This window comes from Faecalibacter rhinopitheci, from assembly GCF_015234135.1.
GTDB lineage: Bacteria > Bacteroidota > Bacteroidia > Flavobacteriales > Weeksellaceae > Empedobacter > Empedobacter rhinopitheci.
On sequence record NZ_JADGIK010000001.1, the window covers coordinates 541763 to 563123 of the forward strand.

General features: G+C 31.1%; 18 protein-coding genes and 4 tRNA genes. 6 read left to right on the forward strand and 16 right to left on the reverse strand.

What is annotated here, in order from left to right; genetic code table 11:
- Nucleotides 1-13: 13 nt before the first annotated feature.
- On the forward strand, nt 14-1387 hold the full coding sequence (locus IM532_RS02520; protein WP_194181872.1) for an NAD-dependent succinate-semialdehyde dehydrogenase: 1374 nt from the start codon (nt 14-16) through the stop codon (nt 1385-1387).
- Nucleotides 1388-1424: 37 nt separating this feature from the next.
- Here the strand turns inward: IM532_RS02520 and IM532_RS02525 are convergent, their stop codons facing one another.
- The gene (locus tag IM532_RS02525) at nt 1425-1820 is read right to left on the reverse strand and encodes a group III truncated hemoglobin (protein WP_194181873.1); all 396 of its coding nucleotides are present in this window, start codon (nt 1818-1820) and stop codon (nt 1425-1427) included.
- A gap of 80 nt (nt 1821-1900) precedes the next feature.
- Here IM532_RS02525 and rbfA point away from each other — a divergent pair, with 80 nt between their 5' ends.
- Both rbfA and IM532_RS02535 read left to right on the forward strand, forming a co-directional pair.
- Nucleotides 1901-2260 carry a 30S ribosome-binding factor RbfA gene (gene rbfA / locus IM532_RS02530; RefSeq protein WP_194181874.1) on the forward strand — a complete coding sequence of 120 codons (360 nt, stop codon included), beginning with the start codon at nt 1901-1903 and terminating at the stop codon, nt 2258-2260.
- A 9-nt stretch (nt 2261-2269) separates the two neighbouring features.
- A complete protein-coding gene (locus tag IM532_RS02535; RefSeq protein WP_194181875.1) occupies nt 2270-3454 on the forward strand; it encodes an ABC transporter permease in 1185 nt (394 codons plus the stop codon).
- A gap of 31 nt (nt 3455-3485) precedes the next feature.
- Here IM532_RS02535 and IM532_RS02540 read toward each other — a convergent pair whose 3' ends face one another.
- From IM532_RS02540 to mtgA, 10 genes are all read right to left on the reverse strand, one after another.
- Entirely contained in the window at nt 3486-5228 is a 1743-nt protein-coding gene (locus tag IM532_RS02540) for a BamA/TamA family outer membrane protein (RefSeq protein ID WP_194181876.1), read from the reverse strand.
- Nucleotides 5229-5339: 111 nt separating this feature from the next.
- Complete coding sequence (locus tag IM532_RS02545) at nt 5340-5936, reverse strand: C40 family peptidase (RefSeq protein ID WP_194181877.1); 597 nt, start codon at nt 5934-5936, stop codon at nt 5340-5342.
- 55 nt (nt 5937-5991) lie between these two features.
- Complete coding sequence (locus IM532_RS02550; RefSeq protein WP_194181878.1) at nt 5992-6534, reverse strand: RNA polymerase sigma factor; 543 nt, start codon at nt 6532-6534, stop codon at nt 5992-5994.
- A gap of 87 nt (nt 6535-6621) precedes the next feature.
- A tRNA-Gln gene (locus tag IM532_RS02555) sits at nt 6622-6692 on the reverse strand.
- A gap of 38 nt (nt 6693-6730) precedes the next feature.
- Nucleotides 6731-6801 (reverse strand) — tRNA-Gln (locus tag IM532_RS02560).
- 38 nt (nt 6802-6839) lie between these two features.
- Nucleotides 6840-6910: transfer RNA gene (locus IM532_RS02565), tRNA-Gln, on the reverse strand.
- A gap of 32 nt (nt 6911-6942) precedes the next feature.
- Nucleotides 6943-7013 (reverse strand) — tRNA-Gln (locus IM532_RS02570).
- Nucleotides 7014-7420: 407 nt separating this feature from the next.
- A complete protein-coding gene (xpt, locus tag IM532_RS02575) occupies nt 7421-7990 on the reverse strand; it encodes a xanthine phosphoribosyltransferase (RefSeq protein ID WP_194181879.1) in 570 nt (189 codons plus the stop codon).
- Nucleotides 7991-8061: 71 nt separating this feature from the next.
- The gene (guaA, locus tag IM532_RS02580; RefSeq protein ID WP_194181880.1) at nt 8062-9594 is read right to left on the reverse strand and encodes a glutamine-hydrolyzing GMP synthase; all 1533 of its coding nucleotides are present in this window, start codon (nt 9592-9594) and stop codon (nt 8062-8064) included.
- A 147-nt stretch (nt 9595-9741) separates the two neighbouring features.
- Nucleotides 9742-10416 (reverse strand): monofunctional biosynthetic peptidoglycan transglycosylase, encoded by a 675-nt coding sequence (gene mtgA / locus IM532_RS02585; protein ID WP_194181881.1) that lies wholly within the window; start codon nt 10414-10416, stop codon nt 9742-9744.
- Between the two features lie 210 nt (nt 10417-10626).
- On the opposite strand from mtgA, the gene IM532_RS02590 reads away from it, so the two are divergent.
- From IM532_RS02590 to IM532_RS02600, 3 genes are read left to right on the forward strand one after another with little or no spacing between them, the layout of a single operon-like run.
- Nucleotides 10627-11262, forward strand: coding sequence for a hypothetical protein (locus IM532_RS02590; RefSeq protein ID WP_194181882.1), 636 nt, complete (start codon nt 10627-10629; stop codon nt 11260-11262).
- A 49-nt stretch (nt 11263-11311) separates the two neighbouring features.
- Complete coding sequence (locus IM532_RS02595) at nt 11312-14803, forward strand: hypothetical protein (RefSeq protein WP_194181883.1); 3492 nt, start codon at nt 11312-11314, stop codon at nt 14801-14803.
- Between the two features lie 11 nt (nt 14804-14814).
- Entirely contained in the window at nt 14815-15324 is a 510-nt protein-coding gene (locus IM532_RS02600) for a hypothetical protein (RefSeq protein ID WP_194181884.1), read from the forward strand.
- Between the two features lie 70 nt (nt 15325-15394).
- Here the strand turns inward: IM532_RS02600 and purD are convergent, their stop codons facing one another.
- The 5 genes from purD to IM532_RS02625 form a co-directional block, all read right to left on the reverse strand.
- The gene (purD, locus tag IM532_RS02605) at nt 15395-16645 is read right to left on the reverse strand and encodes a phosphoribosylamine--glycine ligase (protein ID WP_194181885.1); all 1251 of its coding nucleotides are present in this window, start codon (nt 16643-16645) and stop codon (nt 15395-15397) included.
- Nucleotides 16646-16724: 79 nt separating this feature from the next.
- Entirely contained in the window at nt 16725-18236 is a 1512-nt protein-coding gene (gene purH, locus IM532_RS02610; RefSeq protein WP_194181886.1) for a bifunctional phosphoribosylaminoimidazolecarboxamide formyltransferase/IMP cyclohydrolase, read from the reverse strand.
- Nucleotides 18237-18323: 87 nt separating this feature from the next.
- Entirely contained in the window at nt 18324-18884 is a 561-nt protein-coding gene (purN, locus tag IM532_RS02615) for a phosphoribosylglycinamide formyltransferase (RefSeq protein ID WP_194181887.1), read from the reverse strand.
- A gap of 152 nt (nt 18885-19036) precedes the next feature.
- Nucleotides 19037-19537 (reverse strand): FKBP-type peptidyl-prolyl cis-trans isomerase, encoded by a 501-nt coding sequence (locus IM532_RS02620; RefSeq protein WP_194181888.1) that lies wholly within the window; start codon nt 19535-19537, stop codon nt 19037-19039.
- 143 nt (nt 19538-19680) lie between these two features.
- The gene (locus tag IM532_RS02625; protein ID WP_194181889.1) at nt 19681-21360 is read right to left on the reverse strand and encodes a helix-turn-helix domain-containing protein; all 1680 of its coding nucleotides are present in this window, start codon (nt 21358-21360) and stop codon (nt 19681-19683) included.
- Nucleotide 21361: the final 1 nt, after the last annotated feature.

Consider the following 21361-nt stretch of genomic DNA (forward strand, 5'->3'; position numbering starts at 1 on the left):
AATTCATCGAATTATGGCAAGTTCAATTAGAACACTTAATCCTGCTACAGGTAAAATTGAAAAAGAATTTCAACCACATACATCTCAACAAATAGATCAATATATTCAACAAGCCGAGAATACATTTAAAATTTGGAGAAAAGAAACGTTCGAAAACCGTAAAAAGTTATTAAAATCCGTTGCTCAAAAAATGCGTCAGCAAAAAGAACATTTAGCAAACTTAATCACTACAGAAATGGGTAAGCCTTTACGCGAAAGCCGTATTGAAGTAGATTATAGTGCTAATATTTTTGACTATTATGCGGATAACGCAGAAGAATTCTTAAAACCAGAAACTCTAAATACTGAAAAAGGCGAAGCTGTAGTAATATCAGAACCTTTGGGTGTTATTTTAGGTGTAATGCCTTGGAATTTTCCTTTTTCACAAATTGCACGCTTTGCAGCACCAAATATAATGGCGGGTAATACTATTTTATTAAAAACTGCATCTAATATACCTCAGTGTGGAGAGGCTTTTGAAGAATTATTTAATACAAGTAATGCAATTGCTGGTATATATAAAAACTTATTGATTAGTGGAAAAGAAACTTCAGCATTAGTTGAAGACGCAAGAATACATGGAGTTTCTTTAACTGGTTCCGAAGCTGCAGGTGCTAGTATTGCGAAAATTGCAGGCGAAAATATAAAGAAATCTGTATTAGAGTTAGGCGGAACTGATCCTATGATTGTTCTAGAAGATGCTAACTTAGATAAGGTAATGGCTGGAACTATTAATGGTCGTTTAAGAAATGCAGGACAAGCTTGTACATCATCTAAACGTATCATAGTACAAGAAAATATTTATGACCAATATCTTTCGTCATTAACTGATTATGTTAAAAACATGAAAGTAGGTAACCCAATGGAAGAAGATACAGATATGGGACCTGTAAGTTCTGAATCAGCTTTAAATACTTTATTGGAACAAGTTAATCAATCTGTAGAAAATGGTGCAAAACTTATTTTGGGTGGTCATCAAATCGGAACAGAAGGGTCTTTTATGGCACCTACTATTTTAACTGATTTAAAACCTGGAATGAAGGCTTATGATGAAGAAGTTTTTGGACCTGTTGTATGTATTATGAAAGTTAAAACCATCGAAGAAGCTATCCAAATCGCTAATGATACTAAATATGGATTAGGTGCTTCTATTTATACAGAGAATATTGAGCTTGCACAAAAATTAGCTTTAAATATTGATTGTGGAATGGTATCTATTAATAAACAAGTTTCCTCAAGTCCAGAATTGCCTTTTGGTGGAACAAAAAGATCTGGCTATGGTAGAGAATTATCAAAAGCTGGTATTTTAGAATTTTTAAATAAAAAATTAATACTAGTTGCTAAATAAATTCAATAAAAAAAGCGACTTAAGAAAGTCGCTTTTTTTATTGAATTATATTTCTATTTGCTTGCTGTTCAATTTTAAATAAAATTAAATCTCGCATTATTTTAGCTCTACTTTTTGCTTCAGTCGCAATTTCTCCTTCAAAATTTTCATCAATAATTCCATTCCATAATAAGATCCATCGATCAAAATGTTCTGGTTTCATTTTTGCTTTTTTATTAAGCATTAAATGTGTTCTCATAGGCCACCCTTCAAAACTAGCTTTACCTAATAATACCGTTTCCCAAAACTGAATCATATGAGGTAAATGGTCTACCCAATTTACGTCTGCAACAACCGTAAAAAAAGTTCCTATTAAATCATCTTTAATTACTAAATCATAAAAATTATGAACTAATAAAGTAATATCTTCTGTATTTGATATATCTTTTTTCATGTTGTAAAAATACAGCTATTTGAATATTTTTAATCACAAAAAAATGGCGTAATTTCGCTAATCATAAAAATCGATAAATTTTGGATAGCAATAGACAACAAAAAGTAGGAAAATTATTTCAAGAAGAATTAGCGGAAGGATTTAGAAAATGGACAAAAGAAGAGTTTCCAGGTAACCTAATTAGTGTTACTGAAGTAAAAGTTACTCCTGATTTAAGTGTTGCAAAAATCTATGTAAGTATTTTCCCAAGTAATCGTAAAGAAGAAATCATTAAAGTAATTAAACAAAATACTCCTTTATTTAGAGGAATTTTATCAAAAGGAGCTGGAAAAACAATGCGTATCACTCCAGAACTAATCTTTAAGCTTGATAATTCTTTAGATGAAATTGACAAAATTGACAAAGCATTAAGAGGTCAAGGAGAAAATCCTATATTATAATAAAAGTTAATGCGTAATATTTCTTTTTACATTGCTAAGAGATACATTTTTTCTAGCTCTAACACGAATGCGGTAAACATTATTACCTCTATTGCAGTTGGTGCTATTTTAGTGGCTACAGCAGCTTTATTTGTTATTCTATCCGTTTTTTCGGGTTTAGAATCTATGAATTTAAAATTTTATAGTAATGTAAATCCTGAAATTAAAATTTCACCTGTTAAAGGGAAAGTTTTAACTGATATTAATTCGCTTGAGAATAAATTGAAAGCAAATAATGATATTGCGGCATATTCTAAGGTTATTGAAGAGAAAATTTATATTGATTACAACGGCATGCAGGATATTGCATACCTAAAAAGCGTTGATAAAAACTTCACTAAAGTAACTAGAATAGATACTGTAGTATATGGTGGAGATTATATTGATTTTGAATTCAATGATAATTTTATTGTGTCCAACGGTATTGCTCAGCGATTACAATTATATATAGACCCTATCAACCCGGCAACTTTGATGATGCCTAAAGCTGGTACTGGAATTATAAAAAGCGAAAGTGATGCTTTTACTAAAGCTGAGGCATATAGTACTGGAGTTTTTATCTTAAATGAGCAGTATGATAAACATATCTTTTCTACTTTAGGATTGGCTCAAGAATTATTACAATTAGATTCAATTTCTGCCTATTCTATAGAGGTAAAAACTAAAAAAGGCCAAGATTTTAATACAATTAAATCTAAACTAGAATATGAATTAGGAAGTAATTACAAAATTGAAACAAGACAAGACTTAGATTCAGCTTTTCTAAAAGTTATGAATATGGAAAATTTAATAATTTATTTAATTTTCACATTAGTTATCATAATTGCTTGCTTTAATTTAGCTGGGACAATTATCATCATCATACTAGATAAGACAAAAGAAATACAAACGATGTATAGCTTTGGTCTAAGTAGAACCGAAATCCGCAGAATATTTGCCTATACAGGTATAATAATTACTTTAATCGCAATGATTACAGGTTTATTAATTGCTTCTGTACTTGGTTTATTACAAATAAATTTTGGATTAGTTATGGCTTCCGCAACTATACCATTTCCATTTGAATTTACTTTACTTAATTATATTATAGTAATTTGTACAGTAATGGGGATTGGAGGATTAGTTTCCTATTTCTTATCAAAACAAGTTAAATAAAAAAGGAAATCTTATAGATTTCCTTTTTTATTTAATCCCAACGATTCCATCTGACATGGTTTGGTTTACTAAAATCAAAATCCATTAACATAAAATCCCTATTATCAATAACGTTAGATTTTATAATATTAGAACCTTCTCCAGGTATTTTTGGATAAAAGGAGAATGAGAATTGGAAGTTGTTAAAAATAAAGTAATCATTGGTAAACATTATTCCTAACCCTAATCTTGCTATTACCTGGTCTTTTTCAAAAAAAGAACCTTTTGTATTTCCTATTACACCTAATGCAGCATTAAAAAATGGCGAGATTCGAAATCCTAAAAATTCGTAAGGAGAATAGGATTGTGTCTGAAGTTCTACCATCAACTTCTGATTACCTATTAAATTTCGTGCACCTCTAATTCCGTCCATTCCTTCAAAATCATGTTCATTAAGTGATAACTCATCTGCAATAATATTCCAACGGTCAAACCCTACTGTATAATTTAATTTAGAAAATTGTCTTATTTTCCATTTACCCAAATTCATTAATTTAGAAAAATATAAAGTACTAATATCTAAAGTACCTTGGTCAGATTTTCCTTTATTAAAATATGAACCATATTCTATCTCTGCACCAAAATATCCGGTATTTATATATCCACCCATAGAAACTTTTCCACCAAAATATAAACGCTGCAAATTTGGTCGATCTTGAAATCCACCTACTAAACTAGCAGTATGTCCTATAGCAACATCTTCATCTATACCATTATTATAAATATAATTTTCTTTCACATAATGTCTTGAAGATAGTCCTACTCCTACTAAATAGTTTTTTTGATCAGAGAAAAAATTGACCGGATCAGCTAAAAAGTTTGGAGATTCTTTATAATTACGTTCATAGTAACGTGCAGATACAATAAGATTGGTAATATTAATATTACTCGCTTTACTTACTCTAAAAGCTTTAGCGACCCATAAATCTGTAAAATTATATTTAAAACTATGGATATCCATATCTTTTATTTCATAATCCAAAGAATCGCGAAAATAATTCTGACCTAATGTAATCCCTCCTGCCCATTTAGCTAATGGAGAATAAAAAGGACGCGTTAATGATACACTTTTATTGAAATATTCATCTTCATTCTTAAAATAATTTACATTACCTAAAATTCTTGTTTTAGCAATATTAGGAACAGTATAGTTAAATCGATAAAGATTTTTTCCAGTTTCATAATTATGACGGAAACGATTATCAAATACATGACCTAACCCCAGAAAATTTCGCTCTCTAATCCTAATCCCTATTTTAGAGGTAGAAACAGATCCTGTTGCTATCATACTCCAAGAATCTATCGTATTAATATAAACATCAACCGAATCATTGTTATCTGATAATTTAGGTATAATTTCAACTCTACGTAAAATTCTTTGATTACGAAGTAAACGTTCAGATTCTTTTAATTTTACTGTGTCTAGATTTTCTTTTTTCTTGAATAGAATTAACTCTTTTATAACAAATCTCTTTGTTTTTCCATGAATTGAATTTCCAGCTTTCTCTATCCACTTCTTCGGTCGTACAGTTGTATCTTGTAAGGAATATCCAAAAGGATCATTCGTTTGTATGTAAATATTTCTGATAGGTTTTCCCTGAATAACTTTATCAAATGGAGTTGTCTTAACGACAGAAGTAGTTTTCCTTTTCTTAAAAAGATATTTAGTATAAATCTTTCTGATTTTTGAAAATTCATGAGTTGAATCTTTGCTAATAGATTTATTATTAATCACACTATCTTCTTCAATTTTCTGAGCACAGGTATAGGTCTCAAAAAAATTGAAAATGATGATAAAAAATAAAAATCTATAGTTTGTAAGCTGGAGTAATTTCACTTCATCAATTTATAAAAGTCTTACGGCTTTTACAAATCTAGTTTTCCAATAATTTTCATCTAATGAAGAAATAATTACACCTTTTGAAGTAGAAGAATGTATAAATCGTATTTCTCCTGTATTTTCAATGTTTTCAATTATCCCAACATGTGAAATTGATGAACCTGAAGTATTAAAGAAAACTAAGTCTCCTTTTCTCACCTCAGATATTTTAATTTCTTGTCCATGTGTAGCTTGTTGAGAAGAATTACGAGGCAATTTTAACCCTAATTTATCAAAACTAACAAATACTAATCCTGAACAATCAAATCCTGATTCATTAATTCCTCCATATTTATAAGGAACACCAAGAAATGACTTTGCAGTTTTTAGCACAGACGAAGCATCTTTAGATGAAAAAGATCCTTTGGATGACCGTAGAACTACGTTAGAATTTGAATTCGTATTTGTTTTATTATGACTTGTAGGCTTTCTATGTGTATTTACCTTAGAATAAGTATTGTGTGACTTTTTGTTATAAGAAGTAATTTTATTTGAAGAACCACATGAACTTATAAAACTAACTGTAAATAAAGCAACAATATATATAATGTAATTTCCCTTCATAATAAATCTATCAATTACTGTAAAATTAACATAAGTTAATCAAAGTTTTAAATTTCTATGCTTCTTTTTCTAAAACTTCTGCTAACAATTGACGAGCTCTTAATACGCGTACCTTTACATTAGGTAAACTTAGCGAAAGTTCGTAGGCAATTTCTTTATAGGTTTTATCTTCAAAAAATCTTAGCTCAATAATTCTTTTAAACTTAGCAGGTAAAAGATCAATAGCTTTCATCACCTTATCATTATCTTGTTGCAAAATCAGATAGTCTTCAGGAGATTTTTCACTATCATTTATCAACAAAAAATTTAATCCATCGTCTATGGATATATTCAATTTTTGAGATTTACGAATATGATCTAACATGGTATTATGTGCAATAGAAATTACCCATGTTTTAAAATCAAAGTCTTCATTGTATAATTTAAGCTTTGAAAGAACTTTAGTGAAAGTTTCGATTGTAATATCTTCCGCCTCCTCCTCGTTTCTGATTTTAAAATTCACATAATTGTATACCTGCTGCCATAATAACTCAATCAGTAAATTCTGAGCATTACGTTTTCCTTTTTTTGCATCTACAATTATCTCCTCTAAAGTCATAAATTACAACATGATATATTATTAAATCTAATGAAAAATATTGACATAAAAAAAGTCTCAATAAAATATTGAGACTTATAATTTTTGTAGACCCACAGGGATTCGAACCCCAACTAGCGGCACCAAAAACCGATGTGCTACCGTTACACCATGGGTCTAACTAAAAAAAGATTTATGAAAAATTAATAAAATTTTGTAGACCCACAGGGATTCGAACCCCAACTAGCGGCACCAAAAACCGATGTGCTACCGTTACACCATGGGTCTATATAATAATATTAATATTTCAACTGTTTAAAATTTTGTAGACCCACAGGGATTCGAACCCCAACTAGCGGCACCAAAAACCGATGTGCTACCGTTACACCATGGGTCTATTATATATTTTAAACTCGCAAAAAAAACTTGTAGACCCACAGGGATTCGAACCCCAACTAGCGGCACCAAAAACCGATGTGCTACCGTTACACCATGGGTCTATGTCTTAATTGCTGTGCAAATATAGAAAGGTTTTTTAATTCACCAAAACTAAATTTATAAGTTTTTAGCTAACTCAGACGTTTTGATAGATAATCTACTGATAATGAATTTTAAAAAAATTAAAAAAAATTGATATTTTTTTTAAATGGAACATAATTATTATAATTAAAGTTCATTTTTTTTATAATCATGATTATATTCAATCAAAAATTGCACGATTTTGAAAGATAAATAAAACGTGTTTAATTAAAAAAAACATTCAATTTATCGCTCAAACCCTGCTAAACATTAAAAATTTTGCGAAATAATAGTTAGAATGTTTAGAGATATTGAAAAGAACTTTTTTACTTTTTTATGTATTAATAAAAAAAAGAGCCAATTTTTTGACTCTTTCCTATTTATTTTTCTAATCTACAAATTCGATAAGATCATCACCCAACCATTTTAATCGGACTAATGATTCTATTCTTATATTTTGATCTAACAAACGTTCTCTACCCTCTTGGAAAGATTTTTCGATAATGAAACCCATTCCTAATAAGTTTGCGCCCGATTGTTTTATTAAATCTTTTACACCTAAAGCTGCATTTCCATTTGCTAAAAAATCATCTATGAAAATTACATTATCATTCTCATTTAGGAATTGGCTACTTACACAAACGTCATACGTTCTGTCTTTAGTATATGAATATACTTGAGAGGCATAAAAATCTGCCATTGTTTTAGGCTTAGCCTTTTTTACGAAAACAACTGGTAAATTTAATTCTAATCCTACCATAATTGCAGGCGCAATACCGCTTGCTTCTATTGTAATTATTTTATTAATATTTAAATCAGAAAATCGTTTTACAAATTCTGCTGCGATGGCTTTCATTAATACAGGATCCATTTGGTGGTTGATAAAACTATCCACCTTAAGAATTCCACCATCGAAACTTTTACCATCTTTAAGGATTCGATCTTTTAAAAGTTTCATTTATTATTTAGTTTTTAAAGTTTACAATGAAAAAAGTCAGCACGAATGCTGACTTAGTTATATATCTATATTTATTCCCACTCAATAGTTGCTGGTGGTTTAGAACTTATATCGTATGCTACACGGTTAATTCCTCTTACCTCATTAATAATTCTGTTAGAAACTAATCCTAAAAATTCATAAGGAAGTTTAGACCATGTTGCTGTCATAAAATCTATCGTATTTGCAGAACGAACAACAGCTGTATATTCATATGTACGCTCATCTCCCATAACACCAACAGATTTTACAGGCAATAATACTACAAAAGCTTGCGAAACTTCATCATATAAGTTATGAGCATATAATTCGTCAATAAAAATTTGATCAGCCTCTTGTAGAATTCTTACTTTCTCTTCGTCAACTTCACCTAGAATACGAATTCCTAACCCTGGACCTGGAAAAGGATGACGGTAAACTAATTCTCTTGGAATACCTAATTCTACACCCACTTTACGCACCTCATCTTTAAATAATTCGCGTAACGGTTCTAACAATTGAAGTTTCATGTGTTCAGGTAAACCACCTACATTGTGATGCGATTTAATTGTTGCTGAAGGTCCTTTTACTGATTGAGATTCGATAACATCAGGATAAATTGTTCCTTGAGCTAAGAATGCTGCGTCATCAAATTTCTTCGATTCTTCATCAAATACAGCAACGAAATCTTTTCCTATAGATTTACGTTTAGCTTCTGGTTCATCGATACCTTTTAAGTTTGTTAAGAAACGTTCTGATGCATCTACCATTTTGATATTCATCTTGAAGTGTTTTCCGTAATTTTCCATTACTTTTTTCCCTTCATCTTTTCTTAATAAACCAGTATCAACAAAAATACAAGTTAATTGATCTCCAATTGCACGATGAATTAAAACTGCAGCTACTGATGAATCTACCCCTCCAGAAAGACCCAAAATAACTTTCTTGTCCCCTACTACTCTTTTAATACGAGCTATCTCAGTTTCAATAAAATCAGTTAAAACCCAATTCTTTTCTGCTTCACAAATGTTAAATACAAAATTTTCTAACATTTTAGAACCAAACTCTGTATGTGTAACTTCTGGATGAAATTGAACAGCAAATATTTTTTGCTCTTCGTTTGCTAATGCAGCAATATCAATAGTTGATTTTCCTGTTACTACAAAACCTTCTGGTGCTTTTACAACTTCGTCAAAGTGACTCATCCAAACTGTAGATAAATCTGGAACTTCGTTAAATAAAGAGTTCGGTGATAATACAGTTAATTCTGATTTACCATATTCTCCTTTTTCCCCTTTTTTAACCTCTCCACCTAACATATGAGAGATAAGTTGCATACCGTAACAAATTCCTAAAACAGGAATTCCTAACTCAAACAATTCCTTTTCTACCAAAGCAGCCTCGTCTCCAAATACTGAAGAAGGTCCACCTGATAAAATAATTCCTTTTGGATTGTGTTTTTTAATTTCTTCTACCGAAGTGTGGTAAGGGATGATTTCCGTATAAACTCCAAATTCTCGAATTCGACGAGCAATTAATTGATTATACTGCGAGCCAAAATCTAAAATGATAATTCCTTGCGTCATTGTGTTTGTCTTTGCGCAAAATTAAGACTTTTACTGCTCTTAATAAAATCAAATTGTAATTAAAAATTTATTGAAATTAAAAAAGCTTAAAAATGAAATGAATAAATAAGAATAGAGTCTACAAAATTGCAGACTCTATTCAATATATTATTTTTCTCCTATTGCCTCAGCTAAACCTGTAGAACCTTGGATATTTCTCATCTGACGCTCAATATGTCTAGCTCTAGAACTTATATAAGACGACGGAGGATTTACATTATATTTTCTTGGGTTTGGTAATGCCGCTGCAATACGAGCTGCTTCATTTTTTGTTAAATCTTTTGCTGGTTTATTAAAATAATATTGTGACGCAGCTTCTATTCCAAATACACCTATTCCCATTTCAGAAACGTTAAGATACATTTCTAAAATTCTTTTTTTACCCCAAATTTTTTCAATCATAAAAGTATAATATGCTTCAAAACCTTTTCTTACCCAAGATCTACCTTGCCATAAAAATACATTTTTTGCTACTTGTTGGGAAATTGTAGAACCACCACGTAGTTTATTTCCTTGTTGATTACTTTCAAATGCTTTTTGAATTCCATCTATATCAAAGCCATTATGTGTTGGAAATTTCTGATCTTCAGATCCTATAACTGCTAATTTTATATTTCTGCCCATTTCATCTCCTGAAATGTAATCTCTTTTGAATTTTTTCTGAGTAATCATTTCATTAACTTGGGTAATCGTAACGATGGGATCAATCCACTTTAAAGCAACTATATACAATAAATGTCCTACAAAAAAGATTATAAAAATCTTACGGATAAATTTAAACATTTGTAATTTCTAATTTGAAATCAAATTTATATTAAAAACTCAATAAATGAAATATTGAACTTAAATAATTAGATTTCTAATCAACTTTGGACTTCTAAAGAGCTTATTTTTGATTGAGGAGGTTTAACATAAGAAAAAAATTAAAAAATAACAAGTTTATTATCAAGAATTTACACACTAAATTTAATCAACCAACCAAAACCTATTTTCTTGAGAACATTTTTACAATATTTTATTCGAGTTATTGTCGATTTTATTATTGCAAAAATTAGATTTAGTAACTTTATTATACTATTTCTTCTCCAAATTTGTTATGCTCAAAATTCTCAAGTAGATTCTTTAGAAACTAATTTTGATACTATTAATATTAATCTAGTTGTTGTAAGTTTTTCAGATAGCACAAAGATTTTTATTGTAAAAGGAACTGTAACTAAAAATCTGATTAATGAAAAAGCTTTGGAAAATAATATTGTTTTTGTAGAACCAAAATCAATAATTCATGAATCGAAAGAAATTCCTAAGGCTAATAAAATACATCTCGTTAGCCATAAAGAAAAGGTAGAGAAACGTATTATAATAATAAATAAAAAAGACTCTACTGAAGTTAAAAAATTCAGTTCATTACCTTATCATAATAAATCAATATACACTTCTTTTCAGAAGAATATAGTTACTTCTAATAACACTAATTATCATTATAAGTTATCTATACTAAAATCTAATGAGATAGATGATAAAGTATTAACTAATCTTATTTATAAAAAATCTTATTATTCCTATATATGGAATAGTTATTCTATTTGCATCTCAACTTTAGAAATTCGTTCGCCCTCATTTAGTATTTAATTAATGTTTCTACTACCAACCAAAGAATTATTAATTAAATAAAAAACTTATGAAAAATATTTTACAAAAAATGTTTCTCTTTTTAACTGTATTCCTATTTAGTTGGGGATATGGGCAGATATGTATACAAGAAAATATAGAACGTATAGTACATCAAGGAACATATCCTGGAGTTAGTACTACATTAAACTCATTAACTCCCACTGGAACTGGAAATAGTGCGGCTACTTCAGGTACAATTAGTAATTTAATTGACAATAATTTAAATACTTATTATTCTTTACAAAGTAGTCTACCATACTCGGTAACAACACCTGGATTTCCTTTACCTTCAACAGATTATTTTTCTGGTGAATTAAATGCTAGTTTTACAATCTCTAATTTAGATATTAAAAATGGAGAAAAAGTACATTTAAATGTTGGTGAATTTAATCGTTTTGGTGGAACAACTGGAACCTCTCCTACTAATATATCATACACAATTAAGGCTTTTAAAAATGATACACCTTTTTCTATTTCATTCACAAATACTATAACTAGTTTATTAGATAATAGAAATGGAAGTTTATCTTTTACAGCACCAAATGATATTGATAAAATAGAAATTCAAGTTATTGCATCCAAGCCTTATAATTCTGTCGCTATAACCGGACAGACAAGACTAGATATAAGATTTTACGGTTTATATGTAAATCCTTTATGCGAACAACAAGTAATAACAACATGTAACCAAGAAGTTAATTTAATCAATAGTAATTTTAATAATCAACTTACAACATCTGGAACTATTTCAGGTGCTAATAATGTATTAAATGATAATTTAAATGATGCAGCTACATTTTTAATAAGTGGAAACTTAACAATCAGTAATTCCAAAGTTTTTAGTGGAGGTCAATATGTTGCGTTTGAATTACAAGAATCTAGTTTATTAGATCTTGGTTATACTTACACCATTGAAACACTAATAAATGGACAAACCATTGAATCTAAATCGTTTTCAAATTTAGGTATTACTTTAGCTGCAACAGGAAAACGATCACTAGGATTTTCAACTACATTACCCTTTAATCAAGTCAGAATAAGTGGAACAGTTGTTGGGACAGCTACTGTGTCTATTTATAGGGCTTTTATTATAGAAAATTGTGCCGATGATTATGAATTAATTTGTAATACAAACACTCCTGTTATTCAAAATAATTTTGCGGCAATAATTAATGCTGAAAGATCTGGAAATTCAGCAATATTAACAGCTGGTAATATTTATGAAAACCCTAATAATGTTGTAGATAATAATCCTGATAATTATGCAACCATTTTTGCTGCTGCCGGAGCTGCTGCTACAAGTAGTATTGCTGTTAAATCTTTAGGACAAACTTTCCCTGGTGGATATTTTGCAGGGTTTTTAATCGAAAATTCGAGCTTGGTTAATCTAGATTTATTAAGTAATATCCGAATAAAAACGTATCGTAATGGAACTTTAGCAGAAACAGCAGAAGGTAATGCTTTAGGGTTGAACCTACAACTTTTCCCTGGAACGAATAAACGTGTTATTGGATTCAATACTACTCTAGATTTTGATGAAGTAGTTTTTGAAACATTTTCTACAGCAGCTTTATCTCTTGGAGTAACCAATATATATCATGCAATCGTACGCAAAAATTGTGATGGACCTGAACTAGAGTGTAATGTTGATACAAGAGTCTCTTCTCCAGCATATCCAGTTTCAATTTCACCACGTACTGGAATTAGGGGAGCTGGAGTTGTAGGTCAAATTAATAATGCGGATAATGCATTAAATGATAATCCAAATTCTTATGCTGGAATCAATATAACTGTTGGTGCACTTGGAACTGCAAATTTTGCAATACAAACTGGAAATCAAGAATTTGACGCAGGAACATTTGCTGGATTCGAAGTTCAATCAACTAGTTTATTAGATATTGGTTTGTTAAATAGTATTACAATCAAAACTTATCTAAACGGTGTGTTACAAGAAACTTCTAATTCTGGTAACTTATTATTAGATGTTGGAGCTATTGGCTCAACACCTAAAGCTATTATTGGATTTGAAACTACTTTACCATTCAACGAAGTTGAGTATAGCATGGCAATTACTGCTAGTCTAGATTTATTTGGTGAGACACGTATTTATAATCTTATCCTTAAAAAATTCTGTGAACCTACCGTTCCCTTAGTTTGTAATGAACTTAGAACTTTAAAAGAGCAAGAATTCCCAGTTACAGCTTATACAAAAGTTAGCTCAGTAGCTAATGCAAGTTTAATCGGTGATATAATTCAAAATATTGGAAATCTATTAGATAATGATACTAATAACTATGTTACTTTAAACCCAACAGTTTCAGCATTAACAGAGCTTACTATTGGAGTAAACAAAGCAGGAGTACCTTTTAAATCTGGTACATATGCAGAATTTGAAGTGCAATCTGCCAACCTAATAGATGCCTCATTATTAAATAATTTCTCCGTAAGATTAATCAACAAAGAAGGGGTAGTGGTCGAAACAATAAGTAGTAGTTCTTTGTTATTAGGAGTAGGATTATTTCAATTTGGAAACGAAGAGACACAAAAAATAGGTTTTAAATCTACAGCTGAATTCAATAAAGCTGAATTAGTTTATAATATTCCTTTAAGTGCTACTCTAGGTACTACAAGAATTTACAGATTTAATGTAATGGAAACTTGTCCTGTCGAATTAGTTTGTAATGATTCTGATCCTATTACAACTGTAGATCGCCCAGTTATTATTAATGCAATTAATACCGGTACAGCCGGATTAACGTGCGTGGGATGTAGTATAAATAATCCTGAAAATCTAATTGATGGTGATTTAACAAACTCTACACGATTAACTGTTCCTCTTGGTGTTGGTGTAAGAAATGCAGTAAGTGTGAAAGATTTAGCAAACATATATCCAGCGGGATCATCTGTTGGTTTTGCTACATCAGAAGCAAATCCAATTTTAAATGCTGATTTATTAAACACAATTAGAGTGACGACTTATTTAAATGGTGTAGAAGTTGAATCTGCAACAGGTTTAAGCTTAATTAATATTAACGCTTTGTTTATCCAAATTTTCCCTCAAAATCAAGTTTATGGATTTAGAACCACTTCCAAATTTGATGAGGTACAAATTTCTGTAGGATCTTTAGCTAGTGCAATTAATATAATAGATCTAAGTTCATTGGTGATTAGTACACAAGGTGCAAATGATCCAACTTTAGATTTTGAATGTCCCCTAGATATCTGTGTAAAACCAGGTAATACACAAGGAATTGGATTACCAACACAAACAGGTATTTCTACACTTCAAAATCCTCGTACAACTTGGCCTAAAGATATTCCGAATGGATTTATAGCATTGGATTCTAAAAACAAAGGAATGGTAATTTCTAGAGTGGAGAATACAACAGGGATTTTACAACCTGTAGAAGGGATGCTTGTATATGATACATCCGCAAATTGTGTGAAAATGTATAATGGTAATGCATGGAATTGTATTAATCAATCTTGTAATGATTAAAAAATAAAATTATGAATAAATTTATTTATATAATAATGTTTTTGGGTAGTTTAGTAAATGCCCAAGTATCTATCGGAAAAGAGCTTGTTGCAAACGAACATACATTATTAGATTTTAATGATGATGCAACTAATACACTCGGAATCATATTACCAAGTGTAACAAATGCTACGGATGTACCGGTTCAAAACGGAACTTTTATTTACGATATAAATACACAAAAAGTTCGTATGTATGAAAATGGCACTTGGAGAGATTTATCGGGTATTGGTAATGCTACAAACGTGATTATAGATCCTTCTAACGAAAATAATGCTTCTTTAGGAGTAATTATTGGTGCTGAAACTTCTTCAGCTCAAGGAGTTTTAGTATTAGAAGCGACAGATAAAGCGATGGTTTTACCTAAAATAGCAAATCCACATCTTACTGTTGAAGGTCCTTACCCAGGTATGATGTGTTATGATACAGTAAGCAAATCCCTTGCAGTATTTGATGGTACAAATTGGAATTATTGGAAATAGTTTTCAATAACACTAACTATAAAAGCCACCCTTTCGGGTGGCTTTTTAAATAATATAAACTTTTTCTTTATTAAATTACACCGATGTCAGTACGGTAATATTCGTAATCAAAATTAATTTTTTTGATTTCTTCATATGCAATTGCACGTGCTTCATTTAAAGAATCACCTAATCCAACTACATTTAATACACGTCCACCACTAGTTAAAATTTGATTATTTGATAGTTTTGCTCCTGCAATAAAGTTTGGACAATCTACTTTTTCTAATCCACGAATTTCAAATCCTTTATCATAATTACCTGGATATCCTCCAGAAACCATTACAACACAACAAGCTGATTGATTTTTAAACTTTAAATCAAAATCATCACCTGAGATTGCTTTCGTAACAGCTTCGTATAAATCCGACTCTAATAATGCTAAAGTAGTTTGTGTTTCAGGATCACCCATACGAAGGTTATATTCTAATAAATAAACTCCTTTTGTTGTAATCATTAAACCAAAGAAAATTACACCTGCAAATTCTAATCCTTCTTTGATTAAACCACATTTCGTAGGTTCCATAATTTCTTCTACGAATAGGCGATTGTGTTCATCTGTAAATAATGGATTTGGTGCAATAACACCCATTCCTCCTGTATTTAATCCTGTTTCTCCTTCACCAATTTTTTTGTGGTCTTTTGCTGAGATAAAAGGAACAATTTTCTTACCGTTGAAGAATGATAAGATTGAAGCTTCAAATCCTTCTAAAAATTCTTCGATTACTACTTCGTTTCCAGCATCACCAAATGTTTTATCTTCCATAATTTCGTCGACTGCTTTTTCAGCTTCTTCTAAATTTTGGCAGATAATCACCCCTTTTCCAGCTGCTAAGCCTGATGCTTTTACAACAATTGGAAATTCTTGTGTTTGTAAATATTCCTTTGCTAATTGTGAACCTTTAAAGTTTTTATATGCAGCAGTTTTTACACCATATTTTGCCATAAAATCTTTTGCAAAGGCTTTTGAAGCTTCTAATTGAGCAGCAGCTTTATGTGGTCCAAAAACTGCTAATCCTTCCGCTTGAAAAATATCAACAATTCCTTCTGCTAATTCCGCTTCTGGCCCAACAAATGTTAAGTCGATTTGGTTTTCTTTCGCAAAATTTTTCATTTCTTCAATTGATCCTAAAGAAACGTTTTTTCCAACTTTTGCTGTTCCAGCATTTCCAGGCGCAAAGAAAATTTCAACTTCTTCTTCCTTATTTTTAAAATCTTCGGCAAATTTCCATCCAATTGCATGTTCGCGACCTCCTGATCCTATGATTAATATTTTTGTCATTTGTTTTAGTTTAAAGTTTAATTTGAAATTTATATTCGCAATTTGTGTTTTTTAACACTCGTATTAATAAATTTTCAAATTAGTGCATAAAATGTCTCATTCCCGTAACAACCATTGGAATTCCTTGCTCGTTACATGCAGCGACAGACTCCTCATCTTTGATTGATCCTCCTGGTTGGATGATTGCTTTTATTCCGTTTGCTGCTGCAAAATCTACCACATCACGGAATGGGAAAAAGGCATCAGATGCTAAAACTAAATCATCTTGTACTTTTTCTTTTGCTCTTTCAATCGCTTGTTGAGCAGCCCAAATACGGTTAGTTTGTCCACCACCAATTCCGTAAGCTTGCCCATTAGTTGCTACAACAATAGCATTAGATTTTACCCATTTCACAATTTTTTGAGCAAAAACTAAATCTGTCATTTGTTTCTCAGTTGGCTGAACTTCAGTCACCACTTTTAAATCTGTTGAAAATTGGTTATCCGTTGATTGAACAATTAAACCTCCATCCACTTTAACATAAGTTACTTTATCAGATACTGGATTGTTTACTTTAATTATACGAACGTTTTTCTTCGCTTTAAAAATTTCTAACGCTTCTTCTGTAAAAGCAGGAGCAATCACGATTTCTAAAAATATTTTATTTAATTCCACTGCAGTTTTTCCATCAACTTCTTTATTGAAAGCAATGATACCACCGAAAATTGACATTGGATCACATTCATATGCTTTTTGATAAGCTTCTGCAACAGTTTCACCAATTGCAACTCCGCAAGGTGTAGAATGCTTCACTGCACAACATGTAGTTTCTTCAAATTCAGCAACTACTTTATAGGCTAAATCCATGTCACGAATATTGTTAAAAGAAAGTTCTTTTCCTTGTAAATATTCGAAATCTTTCATTGCTCCATTTTTTGTTTTATCAACATAATAAGCTGCTTTTTGGTGTGGATTTTCTCCGTAACGTAAGTCCATTACTTTTTCATAAGACGATTCTAAGAATTGAGGAAAATCCTCTCCTAAAATATATGTTGAGATTGCCGCATCATAAGCTGAAGTCAAATTGAATACTTTACCAGCACATAATTTTCGTGTTTCGATAGATGTAGTTCCATTTTCACGGATTTCATCCATTACTTTTTGGTAATCATTTACATCAGTTACCACTGTTACATCATAGAAATTTTTTGCTGAAGAACGTAACATAGATGGACCACCTATATCAATAAATTCAATCATTTCTGCTTCAGAAAGACCAGTATTCATTTTCTCGAAGAAAGGATATAAATTTACAATCACAATATCAATTGGATTAATACCATGTACAGCAATTGTGGCCATGTGCTTTTCGTCTGCTCGACGAGCCATAATACCACCATGAATTGCTGGATGTAAAGATTTTACACGCCCATCTAAAATTTCAGGAAAACCTGTTACATCTTTAACTTCTGTTACTTCAAGTCCATTGTCTTGTAAATGTTTGTAAGTTCCTCCTGTAGATAGGATGCTGTATCCTTGTTCTACTAAAAATTGAGCAAATTCTAATAAGTTTGATTTATCAGAAACACTAATTAGCGCTTGTTTTTGCATTTTGTTTAGTTTTTAAAGTTTATTTTGTTTGTTTTATAATCTGGAAATGAAAAATGCCTCAAAGACGCGTGTCTCTGAGGCATTAAATTATGCTTCGCTTAATTGCTTGATTGCCTGTACTAAAATTTTACTTTCTACTTCCGCAACCTTTCGTTGTAAGTCAGCTATTTGATCACCTGGTTCAATTTCAAAAGTACCTTGGGTAATAATTTCACCTTCATCTACTCCAGCTGTAACGAAATGTACAGTTGCTCCTGAAATTGATTCCTGTGCTTCTAAAATTGCTTGATGAACTTTGGATCCATACATCCCTTTACCTCCATATTTCGGTAATAAAGATGGATGAATATTAATCATTTTAGAACCCCATTTTTCAGTAAATTCTGGTGAAAGAATTGTTAGAAATCCTGCTAAAACAATAAGATCGATATCTTCATCAATTAAATTATGTTCAGCATCTTCAGAGAAAGTTTTACGATCTAAGACATAGGTTCTGATGTCTTTATCTAATGAACGTTCGATAGCGTAACAGTCACGGTCTGTCATTACCATAGAAATTTCTACGTTCGACAAATATCCCGATTCAACCGCATCGATAATATTTTGAAGATTTGTTCCACCACCGGAAACAAATACGGCTATTTTCATTCTGTGTTGTTGTGTAATTGTGTAACGCAAAGATAAGATTTAAGTTTACGTTTGACTAATAAATTAATGTAGATTTAATCAAATTAACAACAGATATAAAATAAAAAAGGCTATTTCAAATAAAATAGCCTTTACAAATATAGAATATTTTCTTAGTGCGTTGCAGTACCATCAGCTCCATGTGCATGCCCATGTGCTAATTCTTCTTCAGTTGCAGGACGTACATTAATAACTTCAACATCAAAGTTTAAAGTTTTCCCTGCCATTGGAGGATTTAAATCTGCTATAACAACTTCTTCAGTTACTTCAACAACAGTTGCACGGAATTGATTTCCTTGGTTATCATTTAAAGGTAAAACAGCTCCAACTGGTGGTAAACCAGATTCTTTAAACATCTCTAGTGGTAATTGAGCAATCGCTTCATCATTACGTTCTCCATATCCTTCTTCAGGTGTAATTACAAATGATTTTTTATCACCAGCTTGTAATCCTTGTAATTCAGCTTCGAATTTTGGAATCATCATACCAGCTCCAAATAAGAAAGCTAATGGTTCTTCAGCATTTGATTGTTCTACAAATACTTTTTCACCATTTGCCTCAATGGTATTTAAAACGTAGTTTACAGTAACTACGTGGTTGTTTTCTATTGTCATAATTGTTTTTATTATGGATAAAATATCCTTTTAGTACTGTGAAAAAATTCACTTTTAATGAAAACCTCAATTACAACAATTATTCCTTTTGAATATATTGACCAAAATTGTCATACTTTAGTTTTATTCTGCCAAAAATAGTGTCAATCAATAAATAATAAAGCTTTCTTGATATCTTCATAGCTTACTTCTCCCCCTAGAAAGTCGAAAATTGGTTTTAAAATCTTATTCTCTTCAAATTCAATTTCGCTGTAAGCCAATCTCACTTTATCTAAAATAAGGTTTGAAGGTTTAAATTTATCATAATCAATATCCGTTTCGGTTTCTTTAATTTTTCCAATATGATCCACGATTGCAGAAGTTGATAATCCTCTACGTTCAGCAATTTCTTCTAAATTAAGTCCTTCACGCAGATATTCTAATGTTATTTCGTAGGTCGATTTCTTTTGCCCTTTTTCTTTCGTTTTATTTTTTTCAACGTTTTTAGCGATTTGTTTTTTATCCAACGTTCCTCCTGAATAACGTATAAAAGATGCCCAAGAATCTTGTAATTCTTTTTCGTCTAATTTTTCGTCTATTAAATGAGATAATTCTTGAAAACGTCGATCTGCTTTCATGGCCAACGAATCAATTTCTAAAGCTGTCTGATTTAACCCATGCAAAGTCAAAGAATTTAAATCGCGTAAACGTGATAATGCTACATAACCTTGCCCTTTTTCAAAAGCTTTTGATAAATCAATAAATGCTGAATCTAATGTCATTCCTTGGGATTTATGAATTGTAATCGCCCATGCCAAACGTAGAGGAACTTGAGTGAATGAGGCCAAGGCTTTACCACTTTCATCTTCAATAGCCCACGTTTCGGGTTTTGCAACATGAAATTCTCCGTCCAACGTTTTGATAATTGGCTCATCTTTTTCAGTGTAACCAGAAACATTTCCTAAAGTTCCGTTGACATAACCAACATCAAAATTATTACGCACAAACATTACTTTTGCTCCTATTTTCAACTCTAAACTTTCGTCTGCTAAAACAGATTTTTTTAAGACCTCAACTAAAGCTGGATTTCCCGCTACTTTTGCTTCAAAAATTTTCGCTGAAGAATCAATATTATGTAATTGACCTTTGTTGATGCGATCCACATCCATATTATGCGTGTACAAACGTGTTTGAGCATCAATTTCATCAGGAAAATATTCAATTCTAGATTCTAACAAACTCACTGTTGTATCTGAAATCATTCCTGAACGAATTTCATTCAAAATATCATTTAGCGCATTATTGGTTTGACGATATTGCTCTGTTAAATAGCAAATATGGGCTTTAGAACCTACCCATGCATCTGACATGAAACAAAACTTATCGCGTGCTTCTTCCCACTCTTCTCCGATTGGAGGCAACTGGAAAAAATCTCCTGAAAATACAACTTGAATACCTCCGAAAGGTTCGTCGTTTTGCTTAAAGAACTTCAGTACATAATCTACTGCATCCAATTGTGCACGATGCAACATCGAAATTTCATCAATAATCAAAACTTTGACTTTATCCATTTTATCACGGAAGTATTTTTTATCTCGTAACGATGCTAAATAACGATCTGACACATAATCTTTAATTCCAATTCCTGCCCAAGAATGGATCGTTTGTCCATTCATATGCGTTGCAGCAATTCCGGTCGATGCAGTGATAGCTACAGGAACACCATGTTGTTTCAGATACTTAATGTATTGATTCAGTACATAGGTTTTTCCGGCACCCGCTGACCCAGTTAAAAATACGTTTCGACCCGATTTTAGGATAGCTAAAGCCTTTGATTGTTGCATA